This window comes from Roseivivax sp. GX 12232 (assembly GCF_021272185.1).
In the GTDB taxonomy this organism is placed as follows: Bacteria; Pseudomonadota; Alphaproteobacteria; order Rhodobacterales; family Rhodobacteraceae; genus Roseivivax.
In genome coordinates this window covers 22,790-38,998 of sequence record NZ_JAJSEC010000015.1, presented here as the reverse complement: position 1 = coordinate 38,998, position 16,209 = coordinate 22,790, and the positions used below count along the sequence as shown (strand labels likewise).

At 68.3% G+C, this 16,209-nt stretch carries 16 protein-coding genes; 4 read left to right on the top strand and 12 right to left on the bottom strand.

Annotated features, from left to right (window positions below; all coding sequences use genetic code 11):
* Window positions 1–577: 577 nt before the first annotated feature.
* The 7 genes from LR948_RS18040 to LR948_RS18010 form a co-directional block, all read right to left on the bottom strand.
* Complete coding sequence (locus LR948_RS18040; RefSeq protein WP_232755486.1) at window positions 578–2,932, bottom strand: TRAP transporter large permease subunit; 2,355 nt, start codon at window positions 2,930–2,932, stop codon at window positions 578–580.
* 18 nt (window positions 2,933–2,950) lie between these two features.
* Complete coding sequence (locus tag LR948_RS18035) at window positions 2,951–3,889, bottom strand: TRAP transporter small permease subunit (RefSeq protein ID WP_232755485.1); 939 nt, start codon at window positions 3,887–3,889, stop codon at window positions 2,951–2,953.
* A 100-nt stretch (window positions 3,890–3,989) separates the two neighbouring features.
* On the bottom strand, window positions 3,990–5,078 hold the full coding sequence (locus LR948_RS18030; protein ID WP_232755484.1) for a TRAP transporter substrate-binding protein: 1,089 nt from the start codon (window positions 5,076–5,078) through the stop codon (window positions 3,990–3,992).
* A 381-nt stretch (window positions 5,079–5,459) separates the two neighbouring features.
* The gene (locus LR948_RS18025) at window positions 5,460–6,440 is read right to left on the bottom strand and encodes a calcium/sodium antiporter (RefSeq protein WP_232755483.1); all 981 of its coding nucleotides are present in this window, start codon (window positions 6,438–6,440) and stop codon (window positions 5,460–5,462) included.
* A gap of 281 nt (window positions 6,441–6,721) precedes the next feature.
* Window positions 6,722–6,895 carry a hypothetical protein gene (locus LR948_RS18020; protein WP_232755482.1) on the bottom strand — a complete coding sequence of 58 codons (174 nt, stop codon included), beginning with the start codon at window positions 6,893–6,895 and terminating at the stop codon, window positions 6,722–6,724.
* A 51-nt stretch (window positions 6,896–6,946) separates the two neighbouring features.
* Window positions 6,947–7,192: a hypothetical protein gene (locus LR948_RS18015; protein ID WP_232755481.1), complete on the bottom strand. Its 246-nt coding sequence runs from the start codon at window positions 7,190–7,192 to the stop codon at window positions 6,947–6,949.
* A 726-nt stretch (window positions 7,193–7,918) separates the two neighbouring features.
* Window positions 7,919–8,317 carry a hypothetical protein gene (locus tag LR948_RS18010; RefSeq protein WP_232755480.1) on the bottom strand — a complete coding sequence of 133 codons (399 nt, stop codon included), beginning with the start codon at window positions 8,315–8,317 and terminating at the stop codon, window positions 7,919–7,921.
* 408 nt (window positions 8,318–8,725) lie between these two features.
* On the opposite strand from LR948_RS18010, the gene LR948_RS18005 reads away from it, so the two are divergent.
* Both LR948_RS18005 and LR948_RS18000 read left to right on the top strand, forming a co-directional pair.
* Window positions 8,726–8,953, top strand: a complete 228-nt coding sequence (locus tag LR948_RS18005) for a hypothetical protein (protein ID WP_232755479.1) — start codon at window positions 8,726–8,728, stop codon at window positions 8,951–8,953.
* Entirely contained in the window at window positions 8,950–9,165 is a 216-nt protein-coding gene (locus tag LR948_RS18000; RefSeq protein ID WP_232755478.1) for a hypothetical protein, read from the top strand. Before LR948_RS18005 ends, LR948_RS18000 begins: the two co-directional genes overlap by 4 nt.
* A 238-nt stretch (window positions 9,166–9,403) precedes the next feature.
* Here LR948_RS18000 and LR948_RS17995 read toward each other — a convergent pair whose 3' ends face one another.
* The 5 genes from LR948_RS17995 to LR948_RS17975 are packed head-to-tail and all read right to left on the bottom strand — an operon-like array spanning window position 9,404 to window position 13,782.
* Window positions 9,404–10,480 carry a 4-oxalomesaconate tautomerase gene (locus tag LR948_RS17995; RefSeq protein ID WP_232755477.1) on the bottom strand — a complete coding sequence of 359 codons (1,077 nt, stop codon included), beginning with the start codon at window positions 10,478–10,480 and terminating at the stop codon, window positions 9,404–9,406.
* Window positions 10,473–11,144, bottom strand: a complete 672-nt coding sequence (locus tag LR948_RS17990; RefSeq protein ID WP_232755476.1) for a 4-carboxy-4-hydroxy-2-oxoadipate aldolase/oxaloacetate decarboxylase — start codon at window positions 11,142–11,144, stop codon at window positions 10,473–10,475. Before LR948_RS17990 ends, LR948_RS17995 begins: the two co-directional genes overlap by 8 nt.
* 3 nt (window positions 11,145–11,147) lie before the next feature.
* Window positions 11,148–12,068 carry a methylenetetrahydrofolate reductase gene (locus LR948_RS17985; RefSeq protein WP_232755475.1) on the bottom strand — a complete coding sequence of 307 codons (921 nt, stop codon included), beginning with the start codon at window positions 12,066–12,068 and terminating at the stop codon, window positions 11,148–11,150.
* Between the two features lie 11 nt (window positions 12,069–12,079).
* Window positions 12,080–13,060, bottom strand: a complete 981-nt coding sequence (locus LR948_RS17980) for a VOC family protein (protein ID WP_232755474.1) — start codon at window positions 13,058–13,060, stop codon at window positions 12,080–12,082.
* Window positions 13,057–13,782 carry a PIG-L deacetylase family protein gene (locus LR948_RS17975; protein ID WP_232755473.1) on the bottom strand — a complete coding sequence of 242 codons (726 nt, stop codon included), beginning with the start codon at window positions 13,780–13,782 and terminating at the stop codon, window positions 13,057–13,059. Before LR948_RS17975 ends, LR948_RS17980 begins: the two co-directional genes overlap by 4 nt.
* 169 nt (window positions 13,783–13,951) lie before the next feature.
* On the opposite strand from LR948_RS17975, the gene LR948_RS17970 reads away from it, so the two are divergent.
* Complete coding sequence (locus LR948_RS17970; RefSeq protein ID WP_232755472.1) at window positions 13,952–14,671, top strand: GntR family transcriptional regulator; 720 nt, start codon at window positions 13,952–13,954, stop codon at window positions 14,669–14,671.
* Window positions 14,672–14,777: 106 nt separating this feature from the next.
* Complete coding sequence (locus LR948_RS17965; protein WP_232755471.1) at window positions 14,778–16,196, top strand: aminomethyltransferase family protein; 1,419 nt, start codon at window positions 14,778–14,780, stop codon at window positions 16,194–16,196.
* Window positions 16,197–16,209: the final 13 nt, after the last annotated feature.

Sequence of the window (16,209 nt, the reverse complement as noted above, 5' to 3'; positions counted from 1 at the left end):
TGACGCCGCGCCTCTTGCGCCCGAACAGCACCGAAGGTGCCGGGCGCGCGCCGGACCGGCCCGATGGGCCGGCGCTCTTGTGGGCGAAGCGAATAGATCGCCGCTAGTCCTGACCTTGGTGGGATAAAGCGCATAGCTCAGTCGTCGGCAGCGCCGGCCCCCGGTCCGGCGCGCGCCCTCTGGTGGGGTGGGTTGAGAAGGGGGTTTGGGGCGGCTGTTTCGGGTTGTGCAGTGGTTTGTCTGTTGGCGTCGCCCGCGGATCGGCGCTTGCGGGACCGACGAGCCATGACCGGCAACCGGTAACCAACGGCCAACGGCCAACGGCCAACGGCCAACGACAAGTGACCAACGGGTCACGACCGGGCCAATGGCCAACGAGCAGCAACCAGCGACCAGCGCTCGCGCGACCTGAGACCTGAGACCTGAGACCTGAGACCTGAGACCTGAGACCTGAGACCAGAGACCAGAGACCAGAGACCAGAGACCAGAGACCAACCCCCAAACCCCTCCCCGCTCAAACAAAAAAGACGCCGCGGAACCCTGCCCCGCGGCGCCTCCACTCTCTCTCCAGACCCGATCAGTTCGGGATCAGGTCCGGCACGATGGTCACGATGCCCGGGAAGAACCACAGGAGCGCCAGCCCCACCACCTGGATCAGCACGAAGGGCGCGACCCCGCGGTAGATATGCCCCGTGGTCACCTCCTTCGGGGCCACCCCGCGAAGGTAGAACAGCGCGAAGCCGAAGGGCGGCGTCAGGAAGGAGGTCTGCAGGTTCACCGCGATCATGATGGTCACCCACTTCGGATCGAAGGAGCCCCCGTAGATCACCGGGCCGACGATCGGCACGACGATGTAGATGATCTCGAGGAAGTCCAGCACGAAGCCCAGCACGAAGAGCACGAGCATCACGATCAGGAAGACCTTGAACTCGTTGTCGAAGCTCTGGAGGAACTTCTGGATGTAGTGTTCGCCCCCGAAGGAGATCACCACCAGGTTCAGAAGCTGCGAGGCGATCAGGATGGTGAAGACCATCGAGGTCACCTTGGCCGTCTCGCGCACCGCGGGCGTCAGAACGCCCGAGGTGAAGAGCACCCAGCAGGCATAGAGCAGCCCGAAGAAGGCGAAGGCATAGGCGCCATAGGCCAGGAAGAACCCGAACCAGCTGCCCGCCGAGACCACCTCGGTGTTGATCCTCAGATCGAAGTTGATGCCGATCAGGATCGTCGCGATCACCGCCAGCGTCGCGTAGACGATGACCCAAGTGTCGCGGTTCTGCTCGCGCAGCTTGCGGTAGGCGGCCAACATGATCGCCCCCGCGGCCCCCAGCGCCGCGGCGGGCGTCGGGTTGGTGATGCCGCCGAGGATCGAACCCAGCACCGCCACGATCAGCACGAGCGGCGGGAAGACCACGCGGATCAGCTCGTTCCGGCCCATGCGGGCGGCGGCGTGTTTCGCCCCGTAGAGCATCATCGCCCCCGGCACGACCATCCAGAAGAGCGTGGCCGAGGCCGAGGTCGTCGGCGCGATCACCACCACGTCCAGGAGAAGCAGCAGCAGCACGCCGGCGGTGCCCACGATCAGCGGCTTCGGCTCGTCGGTGGGCGCGATGCCCCGGCCGACCACCAGCATAAGCCCGAAGATCATCGCGAGGATGCTCATGCCGGTGCCGATGGGCGCCGCGTTCTGCGCCTTGAGGATCTCGGCCTCGGCGACCTGCTCGTCGCTCAGGCGGGTGCTTTCGACGCCGCCATCGCCCTGGTCGATGGCCCGCTGTTCCTCGACCGCGCGGTCCCAGGCCTCCTGGCCGTGCAGCTCGATCATCGAGGCCTGGCACTGGGCGTCGACATTGGTCCGCAGCGAGGCCGCCTCGCCGCTGGTGGTGAAGCTGTTCACCGTGGTGTCCTGCGAGCCGACGATGCCGACATTGGCGAAGAGCACCGTGCCGACGATGATCGCGATGGGCGCGAAGAGGAACCAGGTCAGCTTCTCGCCGCGGGTGATGACCTCGCCGGTGGCGCCCGCCAGCTCCACGGCCGGGGCCTTGGAGGGATTGAAGAGCGCGTAGACGAAGGCATAGCCCGCATAAAGGAGCGCGAGCAGGATGCCCGGCAGAAGCGCCGCCTGGAAAAGCGTGCCGACCGAGACCACGGCCGGTTCGCCCAGGTAGGTCAGCGCGTCGGTGCAGCCCGCGAGCTGGGCGCGGGATTCCTGCGCGGCGGAATAGAGATCGCCCGCCAAGGTGCCCAGAAGCACGATCACGATCGAGGGCGGGATGATCTGCCCCAGCGTGCCCGAGGCGGCGATCACGCCGGTGGCCAGCTCGGGCGAGTAGTTGTTGCGCAGCATGGTCGGCAGGGCCAGGAGGCCCATGGTCACCACGGTTGCGCCGACGATGCCGGTCGAAGCCGCGAGGAAGGCGCCGACGACCACGATGGAGACCGCGAGGCCGCCCGGCAGCGGGCCGAAGACCCGCGCCATGGTGGTCAGAAGGTCGTTGGCGATCTTCGAGCGCTCGAGCACGATGCCCATCAGCACGAACATCAGCACCGCCAAGAGCGTCTCGATCGACTGGCCGGCGAGCACCCGCTCGTTGATCCGGTTGACGATGAAGGAGACGTTGCGGTCAAGCGCCGTCTGCCAGCCGTCGGGGAAGACCCCGGTGGCGTATCGTGGCAGCTCGGGATGGGTGAATATCGATATGGCGTCGGGGTTTATCCCGGTCGAGACCACATCCGCGAAGGCCTGCGTGTTGGTGTCGATCGCCTGGTGGATCAACAGCCCCGCGCTGTCGAGCGCGGCGATGATCCCGAAGGAGATGACCCCCGCCCCGCCGATCGCGAAGGCCACCGGGAAGCCCGAGAGAATGGCCGAAAAGAGCGTGATGAAGACGATGATCAGGCCGATCTCGACCCCGTCCAGTCCGAATAGCATGTCTCTTGTCCCTGCCCCTTAGATGTCGACGCGCTGGGCGTGCTCCTCGACCGGATCGTCGAGGCGGTCGATGTCGAGATGTTTGTCCTCGCTCTCGGGCCCTTCCTTCCACTCGAGGTAGGAGCGGTAGAAGAAGGCGATGCCGTGCAGGAAGATCAGGCCGGCAATGGCCAGAAGGAGGATCTTGAAGAGGAAATAGCCGGTGAAGCCGTTCGGGCTGAAGCCGATGGTCTCGACGTTCCAGCGCAGCACCCGGGCCTTCATCACGAGCCGCTCGAGCGGTTCGGAGGCCGAGGGCTTGGGCACGATCAGGTGCCGCCAGAGGAAGTACCAGGCATACATCCAGATCAGCGTCGCCATGGGCAGCATGAAGGCCAGGCTGCCGAACATGTCGATCACCCGCTTGGTGCGGTAGCTGACCGCCGCGTAGATCAGGTCGACGCGGACATGGCCCTTCTGCACGAAGGTATAGGTCAGGCAGAGCGCCACAACGAGCGCGTTGTAGAGCTTCAGCTCCTCGGCCCACCAGGAGATGTCGAACTCGAGCGGCACCCCGAAGCCGAAGGAGATGTCGGGCCGGGTGAAGATCCGCTGCATGAAGACGATGACCACCTGCTGCAGGACCATCAGGAGGCCCGCCCAGCAGAAGATCCGCCCCAGCGTGTTGGCCAGGGCCTCGAGGCCGATCACCGTGCCCCAGAGGATCTTGTTCTTCCACATGCCGACCGCGGTCAGCACCAGGAAGAAGGTGAAGACGACGAAGAAGAATTCCACCGAGCCGCCGTAGTAGACGACCCGCATGATCGCCTCGGGGTTGGACCAGTCCAGCCAGAGGCCGGGATGGGTCACCGCGTAGCCGAAGTTGTAGAATGCCATCGCGATGTTCTGAAGCACCCAGACTATGCCAGAGCCCAGTGCCGCGAAGGCCCCGCCAAGGCCGATCGCTTCTTCTTCCATTGCTCCCCCTCGCCGGGTCTTCGCGGCCCGGACGCCTGTCAGCGATTACGCGTGAGGGCCCCGCGCGATGGCGGGACCCCCTGTTGGTTTGAGTTGTCGATCAGCCCTGGCCGAGCACGCGGACGCGCTGCTGCACGTAGTAGCCGTCCGACTTGTTGATCCAGGAGGCCGATGCCGCGAGGCTCTCGTCGAAGGAGTTGCGGATCTTCGCGAAGAGCTCGTCGCCCATGTTCTCGTCGAGGACCTCCTTGGAGGCCGCGCCGAAGGCATCCCAGACGTCGTCGGGGAACTGCAGGGTCTGCACGCCCTGGCTCTGCAGACGCGCCAGCGCCGCACCGTTGTTGGCCAGGGTCTCGGCCAGCTGGTAGTGCGTCACCGCCTGCGAGGCGATCGACAGGATGTTGCGCTGCTTCTCGGTGAGGTCGTTCCAGACGTCGAGGTTGACGTTGGCCGAGAGCGCCGAGCCCGGCTCGTGGAAGCCCGCGGTGTAGTAGATCTTCGCGACTTCCTGGAAGCCGGCGCGTTCGTCCGCCATCGGGCCGACCCACTCCAGACCGTCGAGCGCGCCCGAGGAGAGCGCCTGGTAAAGCTCGCCGCCGGGGATGTTCTGCACCGAGGCGCCGAGCTTGCCCAGCACCTGGCCGCCGAGGCCCGGCATGCGGAACTTCAGACCGTTGAAGTCCTCGGCCGAGGAGATCTCGTTGCGGAACCAGCCGCCCGACTGCGAGCCGGAGTTGCCGGCGATCAGGCCCTTGAGGTTGAAGATCGAGCCCAGCTCGTCATGCAGCTCCTGGCCGCCGCCGTGGTAGTACCAGTTGGTCACTTCCTGCGCGGTGCCGCCGAAGGGCACGGCGGTGAAATAGGCCCAGCCCGGGTGCTGGCCGACGAAGTAGTAGTCGGCCGAGTGGTACATGTCGGCCTGGCCCGAGGAGACCGCGTCGAAGACCTCGAGCGCGCCCACCAGCTCGCCGGGGGCCTTCTTCTCGATGGTCAGCTCGCCGTCGGAGAGCTTGTTGACGTAGTCGACGAGGTAGCTGGCCGCATCGTCCAGCACCGCGAAGCCGCGGGGCCAGGACGTGACCATGGTGAGCGTCCGCTGGCCCTGCGCATAGGCCGGAGCGGCCAGCGTGGACGCGGCTGCCGCGCTGCCGCCAAGTGCGGACGTTCTCAGGAATGAACGACGATCCATGATATCCTCCCAGTTTTTTTAAGGCTCGGGAGGGTCATTTCGGACGCGGGCGCAGCGTGATGCGCAGACGTCACCGCCCTCCCCAAGCGGATCGTGAGTGCGCAGACCCTAGCCGCAACATCTGGCCCACGGAATACCCAGTGCTACGGAGTTTTGCGGGAATCCGGTGGGAAAACCGCAGGCTAGCCCCGGGGCGCGGGGGTGTCGGGGCGCGGGTTTCAGGGGTGCGGATTGGAGGCAGAATCTGCGGAGAGGCCCTGTTTTTCTGGGGCGCGCGGGGAGCGGTAACCCTTCCTCAACGGCCCGCACTCGAGCGCACGGCAAGGTGGCGCGCGCTCGCCTCTTTCTCCGCCCGCGCTGGCGAGCCCCTGCAAAAGCCGCTCAGGGCCAGATCACCCAAAGATAAGCAACGTAGCCCGCCAAGAGCACTGCCCCTTCGGAGCGCGCGATGCGCAGGCCGGTCCAGGCAAAGGCCACCAGCGTCACCGACACGCCCAGCATCACCAGGTTGTCGAAGCGCAGGATCTCCACCGGCACCGGCCCCGGCGCGATCAGCGCGGTGAACCCGCCGATCCCGAGGATGTTGTAGATGTTCGAGCCCACGATATTGCCGAAGGCCACATCGCCCTGCTTGCGCAGACCCGCCACCACCGAGGTCACCAGTTCCGGCATCGAGGTGCCCACCGCCACGATGGTCAGCCCGATCACCGTCTCGGAAATCTCGAAACTGCGGGCGAGGCTCACCGCGCCTGTCACCAGGAAACGCCCGCCGAAGACCACCAGCACCAGCCCTGCCAGCGCGATCAGCCCCGAGATCATCAGCGCCCGGCGCGGGGTGCCCTCGGGCGTGAGCGCCGCGTCGGTCTCCTGCAGGGCCAGGCTCTTGTCGTAGACCGCGCCATGGTTCGCCTCGGAGGCCGCGCGCTCCTGCCGGAAGGCCATGTAGATGTAGAGCGCCAGCGCCAGCACGAAGGCCAGCCCGATGAGCCGGCCCATGGGCATCAGCGCCGCGAGCCCCGCGAAGATCAGCGCCACCGCCAGCATCACCGCCCCGTCGCGCTTCAGCGCCGAGGAGGCCACGACCATGGGGCTGATCAGCGCCGCGCAGCCGACGATCAAGAGGATATTGGCGATATTGGAGCCGACGATATTGCCGTAGGCGATGCCCGGCGCGTCGCTCAGCGCCGCCTGCACCGAGGTCACCAGCTCCGGCGTCGAGGTGCCGAAGCCCACCAGCGTCAGGCCGATGACCAGGGGCGAGACCCGGAGCGCGGTCGCCACCTGCACGGCGCCGCGCACGAGGAATTCCCCGCCCGCAACGAGCAGCACCAGCCCTCCGAGAAGCGGCAGCCAGATATCCATGAGCTTGGTCCCCTGTCTTGTGCCTGTCTTGCGCCTGCGTTGCGCGCCGCCCGGCCCGTCCCGGGCCCCGGCCTGCGCTATGGCCTCAGGGCATCAATGCCCCGTTATGCGCCCATGTGCCATGCCGGGCGCCCGCGTCCAGCCCCGTGCCCGTCGTTTTGCGGGGACCGGGGGGCCGCGTCCTGCTCCGCCCCCGCCGTTTTGCGGGGTCCGGGGGGGCCGCGGTGGCCCCCGCCGGGCGCATCGCCGCCGGGGGCCTTGTCGTCACGATGCCTCTGGGCTCACTGGGCGGCGGGGGCCGCCACCTCGGCCGCCGGGGTCCCCGTTTCCGGGGCCGCGCCGCCGAACCAGTCGAAGCCGTAGCCGAGCGCGACAATCACCACGATTGCCGCGACGGCCGCGCCGCCCCAGGCCCACATTTGGGTCTGTTTGGGCGCATAGGGGGTCATGGCCATGGGAGCGATCCTTCTGTCGCCGAGCGCGCGCGCCTTTGCGGGGCTGCGCGGTTACTCGGCGGGCTCCAGGATCACGCCCTGGTCGAGGGCGGCGGCAAGCTCGGCCTCATCGACGAGGCTGTCGTCGCTGGTGTCGATCTCGGCGAAGAGCGCCTCGGTCAGGTCAGGGTAGGCCACCGCCATTTCGGTGAAGGAAACCAGGCTGTCGCCATCGGTGTCGACGTCCGACACGGTGAGGGCGAAAGCCGGGGCCGCGAACAGAGCGACCACCATGGCACCAACTGCTGCACGACGCATGTCTGAGTTCTCCTGTGGAGTGTCTGGGGCGGACAGCCCGCCCGAGCCTCAAGCAAATCGGTGTGCCCCCTGGGGCTTTCAAGATGGCGCGCGGGGGGGCGGTGAAAATAATTCGGGCGGGGTGGTTTTGGGGGGGTGTCGGGGCGGTTTGGGGGTGTGTTGGCGGGAGTGAATTTGGAGCAGAATGGCAACTCGCGCGGACCCTGCTAGAGGGGATGTTTTCTGCGCTCCGAAGGTCCGCAAACAGACTGCTTGGCAAACTGCCTAGCAACCCTCTCATTGGCACGCGCACCCTCAACCGCACCCCCGCCCCTACTTGCGCCCGAACAGCACCGAAGGTGCCGGGCGCGCGCCGGACCGGCCCGATGGGCCGGCGCTTCTTGGGGTGGCGCGCTTAGCATGCCCCTAGCCCTGACCTTGCCGGGATAAAGCGCCTTGCTCAAAGCGCAGCAGCGCCGGCCCCCGGTCCGCCGCGCGCCCTCCGTGGAGCCCGTTGCGAGGAAGTGCTTTCGCATCGCGAAAGCAGGCGCGGCGGCCTCGGATCCGCTTTCGCTTTGCGAAACCGCGCGCAGCGGCCACGGCGCGGCTTTCGCACGGCGAAAGCAGACCCAGCGGCACCGGCGTGCGTTTTTTTGGCGTGAAAGGAAAGCCTTCGAGGACCGCCTCTTAGGTCCCACACCCAACACCAACGCGGCGGCCCCGCAGAACCGCCGCGCAAAGCCCCCCTCAGGCCGCCCGCCGCATCCGCGGCGCCGGGCTGACCGGTGTGCGCGGGCGCGGCGGCAGGGGCGTGACGCTGGCCTTGGGGGCGCTCTCGGCCTTGACCAGCAGCATTGTCAGCCGGAAGAGCCGCGCGGTCAGGCCGAGCCCCGCGAGGCTCAGCGCCAGCAGAGCCGCCGCGAGCGGCAGGCCCAGGGGCGCGATCTCGACCAGGGGCCGCGTGGCGAAGACCCCCAGCGCCCCGAGTGCCAAGGGCAGGACGCCGACCAGGAGCGAGATCAGGAGCATGTCGACCATCTGCCCGCGCAGGAGCGCACCGGGCCGGAAATAGCGCTTGCAGGCATAGAGCGCCGCCATGACGAGGAGCCCGGCCAGGCTCGCCCCCGCGGCATAGAGAAGATACATTCTCGGGTGTCCTTTGCGGAAAAACCGTCGCGTGACGGCTGAAGAGAAATCAGGCGCGCGAGGCCGTTCCGCAAGGTCAGCGCGGGGGAATATTTGCGGGGCTGGGTGGGGGCTCGGGCGGCGGTCCGCAGGGGCCCTGGCAATAGGCCCTTGAGCAGATCGCGGGGCGTTCCCGGAACGGAGTGGCGTCGCTCACCGGTCCCCGCTTCATTTCACTCTAGCCGGCGCAGCCAGCGCAGGTCCGAACCCGCTGCTCCGCGCCTGCTGGTTGAAGCACCAAGGCCCCAGCTTCCCAGCCTCCCCCAAAAATAATTCCCCCACCCCCTCTGGCAAAGCGCCCGGCGGCGCCACAGATGCCTCTCTGGCCGCTGCGGCCCGGGGGCTGTCCCCGCTTTCAAGGCATCCGAAATGTCCGCCTCCTTGCTTGTCGTTCTCGGCTTCGCCGCGGTCGCGCAGGTCTACCTCACGATTTCGCTCTCCGCCGCCTATGTCGAGACGCGCTTCCTGCGCGCTGTGCTGCGCGGACGGCGCGCCGACCCCGAGCGGGTCGCGAGCGGCGCGGTGCAGGTCACCGCGCTGATCTCCTGCGGGTTGAGCCTCGGCGTCGCGGCGCTGCTCTGGGGATTCCTGCGATGACCGCGACGGCCTCGGGGCTGGTGGTCGCTCTGGCCTGGCTGGCACTGATCGGGATGTTCGCCTACCTGATCCTGACCGACGAGCCCGCCCCGGACATCGAGGCCGAGCCGCTGCCGCCCGGGCCTCCGCAGGGCTTCGGCGCCAAGCTCGCGGGCTATCTCGCGCTGGCGGTGCTGCTGGGCACCTCGCTGGTGATGTGGCTCGACGCTTGAGCGGGTGGCGCGGCGGGGTGGAACTGGCATCAGGTAGATCCGGCCGGAGTTCGCTTCACTGGAGCTTCGCCGGGCAAATCACTGAGAATGATTGATTTAGCGCGCTGAGTCCGGGGGCCATCGGTGGCGAGGGCACCTCGAAGCGCCGCCCCAACAACCGCCCCCTCAGAACGGTCAATATCGCCCAATCACCCTGCCGCTGTCTGACTGCCCCGCCCAGCGCAATACACCAGCCAACTCACCCCTCAGGCGCCGGGAAGACCTCGCCCGCCATCAGCTTTCGCGCGGTGCGCAGGAAGCCGCTGCGGGTCACGGCCCCCCTGTCGTCCTGCGACAGAAGCACCGTCAGCGCGCCGGCGGGATGCTCCACGACATAGGCCCCCGCCTCCTGACCCGTCGGGCGGGCCACGCGGCGGGCCGGGCCCTCGGGGAGCAGCGCCCCGGTCGCCACGCTGACCGCCGCGAAGACGCCCAGCGAACGGTGCACCCGGTGCGGGATGAAAGAGCGCGTGGCGATCAGCGCATCGCCTTCCGGTGCGGAGACCAGCGTCATCTTCGGCACGCTTTTCTCCGAGACATTCCCCAGCCCCATCATCGGCCCGGCGGCCAGGCGGATCGCCTCGATCCGGGCCTTGAGCGCGGCGTCGCCCTCGAGCGTCTCGGGGCTCTCGCGCCCGGTCAGGCCGAAGTCCTCGGCGGCCATGAGCACGCAGGGCATGCCGTTGTCGATCAGCGTGCAGTCCACGCCCTCGATCCGGTCGACGGCCCGGCCGCTCGGCAGAAGCGCCCCGCAGAGCGCGCCCGCCAGCGTGCCGAAGGACAGCGCCACCGCCGCATGGGCGCCCGGCACCCCGTCGATGCGCGCGGTGCCGTCGTAGCCGACCCGGCCACCGGGTGTGGCGACCACGGCCTGGGCCTCTTCGCCGGTGTTGACCATGTGGATCGCCACCCGGGTCTCGCCTTCTCCGGCGGCGACCAGCCCCAGCTCGATGGCGGCGGGGCCCACGGCGGCCAGGATGTTGCCGCAGCCCTGGGCGTCCGAGACCAGCGCGCGGTCGGGAAAGACCTGCAGGAAAAGGTAGTCGACATCCGCGCCGGGCCGCGTCGAGGGCGCCAGCACCGCCACCTTGGAGGTCAGCGGATCGCCTCCGCCGAGCCCGTCGATCTGGCGTGGATCGGGGCTGCCCATGACCCGCAGAAGCAGCGCGTCGCGCGCCGCGGGATCCTCGGGCAGATCGCGCGCCAGGAAGACCGCGGCCTTGGAGGTGCCGCCGCGCATCCAGAGGCAGGGCAGACCGCCCGGACCGTCAGACATAGCGCAGGCCCTTCTCGGCCAGCCGCCCGCGCATGTCGTAGATGTCGAGGCCCAGCTCGCCCGCCGCGAGGCGGCGGCGCTTCTCCTCCTCGGCGGCCTCGCGGGCCTCGGCGCGGGCCAGCACCTCGGATGCCTCGGCGCGGGAGACCACGCAGACCCCGTCGTCATCGGCGACGATCACGTCGCCCGGCGCGATGGCCTGGCCGCCGCAGACCACGGGCACGTTCACCGAGCCCAGCGTCTCCTTCACGGTGCCCTGGGCGCTGATCGCGCGGGACCAGACCGGGAAGCCCATCTCGGTCAACTCGCGGATGTCGCGCACCCCGGCCTCGATCACCAGGCCCAGCGCGCCACGCGCCCGGGCCGAGGTCGCGAGCAGGTCGCCGAAATACCCCGCGTCGCAGGGCGAGGTCGGGGCGAGCACCAGGATGTCACCCTCGCGGAGCTGTTCGATGGCGACATGCAGCATCCAGTTGTCACCGGGCGGCGCGCTGATGGTCACCGCCGAGCCGGCGATGCGCGCCCCGGTGTAGATCGGCCGCATGTGGGAGGCGAGGCAGCCCTTGCGGCCCTGCGCCTCGTGCACCGTGGCGACGCCGGCGCGGCCGAGACCTTCGATCACCGATGGATCGGCGCGGTCGATGTTCTGGACAACAACTCCCATGGCTCAGCCCCGCGCTCTTGCGGGGGCCTGCGCCAGCGTGTCCGTGGCATATTCCGCGGTGGCCTTGAGCCCGCCGAGGGGGAAGAGATGCACGCCCGCGATATGCCCCGCATCCCGCGCCGCCGTCGCCTCGGAAAGCGCCGCGAGCATGGCGTCGGGGGTGAAGGGGGTCGCCAGCCGGGTGAGGTCGCGCGCGCGCTTCTGCAAGACGCCGAGCGAGGGGCCCACCCCGCAGGCCACGGCGAACTTGATCAGCGTGTGCAGCTTGGTCGGCCCGGCAAGGCCCACATGCACCGGCAGCGCCACGCCCTCTTCGGCCAGCCTCCGCGCCCAGGACAGCACCGGGTCGGGATCGAAGGCGAACTGGGTGACAAGCCCAATCTTCGCGTCCGTCCGCGCGGCAAACTCCGCCTTCCAGCGCAGGGCCGCCATGACCTCGCGGTCCGAGCCGTCGGGGTCGATGTCGCGGCTGCCCTCGGGGTGGCCCGCCACATGCAACCGGGTGAAGCCCAACGCGTCGAAAAGCCCGGTCTCCAGCAACTGAAGCGAGCTGTCATAGGCGCCGACGGGCCGCGCCCCGCCGCCCGCGATCACCAGCGCCTCGCGCACACCCGCCTCCTCGCGGTAGCGCCTCAGCCAGGTCTCCAGCGTGGCGCGGTCGCGGATCTGCCGGGCGGGCAGATGCGGCATGGCGGTGAAGCCTTCCTCCTGCAGGCGCCGGGCGGTCGCAAGCATGTCGTCGAAGGGCGTGCCCTCGATCTGGGCGATATAGACCCGGGTGCCGGGCGGCAGGATCTTGCGGAAATCCGGGATCTTCGCCGCGGTGCGGGGCATGACCTCGATCGAGAAGCCCGAGAGCAGTTCGCGCGCCTCGTGCGAGGCCCGCGCGGGGCCTTTCGGGTTGGAAAACGGCAGAACGGTCATGGCGGGCGCTCCTATCTCTGCTCCACGGGCGGGGTGCCGTGGGTGTGGAAGGTCTCGATGGTCTTCAGCCCCCAGGCCTGGCCCTTGCGGCGCTCGGCCTCGGTCCAGACGACGGGGGCGTGATCCGGGGCGAGGATCAGCCGCGCCCCGGCATTGGCCAGTTCGACCCGGTTTCCGGCGGGCTCCCAGGCGTAGAGGAAGAAGGTCCCCTGGATCGCGTGCTTGTGCGGGCCGGTCTCGATGTGGACGCCGTTCTCCAGGAAGATGTCGGCGGCGCGCAGGATGTCCTCGCGCTGGTCGGTGGCATAGGTGACATGGTGCAGCCGCGCGGTCCCGCCGCCCTGCTCTTCGGTGCAGGCCAGGTCGTAGGTCTTGTTGTTGATGGTGAACCAGCAACCGCCGATCCGCCCGTTGTCGAGCTGGATCATCTCGGTCACGCGGGCGCCGAGGCAGTCCTGCATGAAGTTGCGGAAGACCGAGACGTCCGAGGCCAGGAGGTTCAGGTGGTCGATCCGGCGCGGGCAGGCCCCCTGCGCGTGAAAGCGCGAGGCCATGTTCTTCAGCGCCGGGCGGTCCTCGGGGGCGGGCTCGGCGCGGCGGGTGTCGAAGTAGATCTCGAAGACATGGCCGAAGGGATCCTCGAAGCGGAAGGCCCGGCCATGGCCGGCGTCGCCCTCGTCCCAGCCCAGGACCTTGTGGCCCGCAGCGGCGATGGCCTCGGCCCGGGCCTCCAGCGCCTCGGGGCTGGCGGCGCGGTAGCCGATATGGCCGACGCCGGTGGTGTGGTGGCGTGTGAGCTTCAGGGAATGGAACTCGTAGTCGTCCCAGGCGCGCAGGTAGGCGCAGTCCGGCTCCTGAAGCGAGACCTTGAGCCCGTAGACCCGGGTGAAGAAGTCGAGGCTCTCCTCGAAGCGGTTGGTCAGAAGCTCGACATGGCCGAGGTGGGCGATTTCGCCCCAGCCGGGCGGCGGTGTGGCCCCGCCCCCGGTCACAGCGCGTCCACCGTGCGCGGGAAGACCGACTCGAAGCCCTCGGCGTAGCGGCAGTCGCGGCCGCCGGACTGGCCGCCGGAGTTGCGCTTGAAGTGGTTGGCGCGCTGCTGGGCGACGCGGGTGTAATACTCCCAGAGGTGCTGCTGGCCGTTCATGCAGCGCATGGCGGCCTCCTTGCGCTCCCAGACCGGGGTGATGTCGAGGAAAGTGTCGGGCTTCCAGCCCATCTGTTCGGTCTGATGCGGCTCGAAGAGGTAGAGCTGCGGCGCGCCGAGCACCTGTTCGCCGGGATTGTGGCCCCAGGCCTGGGCGATCATCCGGGTCTCGAGCGCGAGCTGCGTGGCGTAGCTGTGGTCCGTATTATACGGGTCGTAACGCGAGTGGCTCAGCATGAAGCCGGGCTGCACCTCGCGGATCAGGTCGACGAGCCGCATCTTGTCGGCGCGGTCCAGCTCGAGCGGGTAGTCGCCGAGGTCAAAGCAGACCAGGCGATGCGCGCCCAGCGCCTCGGCGGCGGCCTCGGCCTCGCTTTTGCGCAAGGCCTTCACCTCCTCGAGGCTCTTGCCTTCCTTCCAGAGCCGGGCGCTTTCGCCGCGCTCGCCGAAGCTGAGGCAGGCCACCGTCACCTCGATCCCCTGCGCGGCATGCAGCGCGATGGCGCCGCCGCAGCGCCACACGAAATCGGCCGCATGGGCCGAGATCACCAGAGCCGTCTTCGTCATCGCGCCCTCTCCTCCCTTGGCGTGCCGCGGCGCCCGGACGGGCCCGCGCGGCGGGGCGAATCACATCCGATGGGACGATTTCCGCCGCGTCTGATGTCGTATCATGTATACATGGCGACGGGAAAATGCTAGCCTCTTCGTCACAAAGTGTTTCATCACAGGCAGCAGAATGTCCTCCAAAACCCATACCGAACGCGCCCTCATCACGCTCCGTCAGCGGGTCCTGAACGGCAGCATCGCGGGCGGCGAACGCCTCTACGAGGTGGCGCTGGCGAACGACCTCGAAATCTCGCGCACGCCGGTCCGCGCGGCGCTGTCGAAACTGGCCGAGGAAGGGCTGCTGGAACGCATCGCCGGCGGCGGCTTCAAGGCCCGCCGTTTCGAGATGCGCGACGTGCTCGATACGATCGAGCTCAGGGGCACCCTGGAGGGCACCGCCGCACGGCTCGCGGCAGAGCGCGGGATCACCCCGGAACATCAGAAGGAAGGCGAGGTCATCCTGCGCGAAATCGACCGCATCCTCGAGGCCGAGGAGATCGATATGGACCTGTATGCAAAAGAAAATTCAAAGTTTCACGATCTCATGGCGCGGATGGCTGGCAGCCGGGTGATCCGCCACGAGATCGAGCGGGTGACCGCCCTGCCCTTTGCCTCGCCCTCGGCCTTCCTCGACGACGAGAGCCAGGTGACCCGGTTCCGCAAGACACTGACCATGGCGCAGGAGCAGCACCGCGCGATCCTCGGCGCCATCGGCGCGCGCGAAGGATCCCGCGCCGAGTTCCTGGCCCGCGAACACGCCCGCACCGCCCGCCGCAACGCCCATCGGCTGGTCACTGAGCGGCAGTCCTCCGAGGGGGGCGCGGCCTCGCTCGCGCTGGTCTCGAAGTGAGCGCCCCGCGCGGCAGCCGCGCCGGGACCCCGGGCAAAAGATTCTTCTTGCCCCGGCGTTAAAACAGCTTACCCATGTATACACGACACGATTGGGAGGAAGTGACGTGACCAACAGCCTAGCTGCTGCCATTGCCGCCGCCGGCAATCCGGTGAACCTGCTGCGCAACTCGAAGATCGGGATGTATGTCTATCCCGTCGTCGCGCCGGAGTTCTCGAACTGGCGCACCGAACAGGAGGCCTGGCGCAAGAGCGCGGTGCTCTTCGACCAGACCCACCACATGGACGAGCTGATCGTCGAGGGACCGGATGCCACGGCCTTCCTGTCGCACCACGGCATCAACTCCTTCGCCAATTTCGACCTGAACCGCGCCAAGCACTTCGTGCCGGTCACGCCGAACGGCCATGTCATCGGCGACCACATCATCTTCCGCGAGCGCGAGGACAAATACATCCTCGTGGGCCGCACGCCGACCTCGAACTGGCTGATGTTCGCCGCCGCCTACGGGCAGTGGAACGTGCGGCTGCGCTACGATCCGCGCTCGCCCTCGCGGCCCGAAGGCGAGCGGGTGGTGCGCGAGCATTACCGCTTCCAGATCCAGGGCCCCGACGCGCCGAAGATCTTCGAGAAGATGAACGGCGGCCCGGTGCCGGAGATCAAGTTCTTCCACGTCGACTGGATCAACATCGGCTCCAAGCGCGTGCAGGCCCTGCGCCACGGCATGTCCGGCGCGCCCGGCCTCGAGGTCTGGGGCCCCTACAAGGACAAGGACTACATCCAGTCCACCATCCTGCAGGCGGCACGCGACGCGGGCGTGAACCTCGTGCAGTGCGGCAGCCGCGCCTATTCCACCAACACGCTGGAATCGGGCTGGATTCCCTCGCCCCTGCCGGGGATCTACACCGGCGACGGGATGCTGGCGGCCTATCGCGACTGGCTTGGCGCCGACAGCTACGAGGCGGCCGGCGCGATCGGCGGCTCCTTCGTCTCGGACAACATCGAGGACTATTACGTCAATCCCTTCGAGCTGGGCTACGACTTCTACATCGGCTGGAAGAAGGACGACTTCATCGGCAAGGAGGCCCTGGCCGCGCTCAAGGGCAAGCCCTCGAACCGCAAGAAGGTCACCTTTGAGTGGAACCGCGAGGACGTGCTGAAGGTCATCGCCTCCTCCTTCGAGGAAGGCACGCCCTACAAGTGGATCGACTTCCCGCAGCCGAACTACGCGTCCTCCAGCGCCGACATGGTCTGCGACGAGCGCGGCAAGATGGTCGGGATGTCGATGTTCAACGGCTACAGCTTCAACGAACGCTGCCTCCTGAGCCTCGGCGTGGTCGCGCCCTCGGTCGAGGTGGGCGACGTGCTGACGCTGAAATGGGGCGAGCCCGAGCCGACCGAGAAGACCTCGACCGAGACCCACCGGCAGGCCGAGATCCGGGTCCGGGTCGCGCCGACCCCCTACGCCAAGGAGGCGCGCGAGAACTACGCCGACAGCTGGCGCACCAAGTCGACCGTCAGCGCCTGACGGCACGCGCATC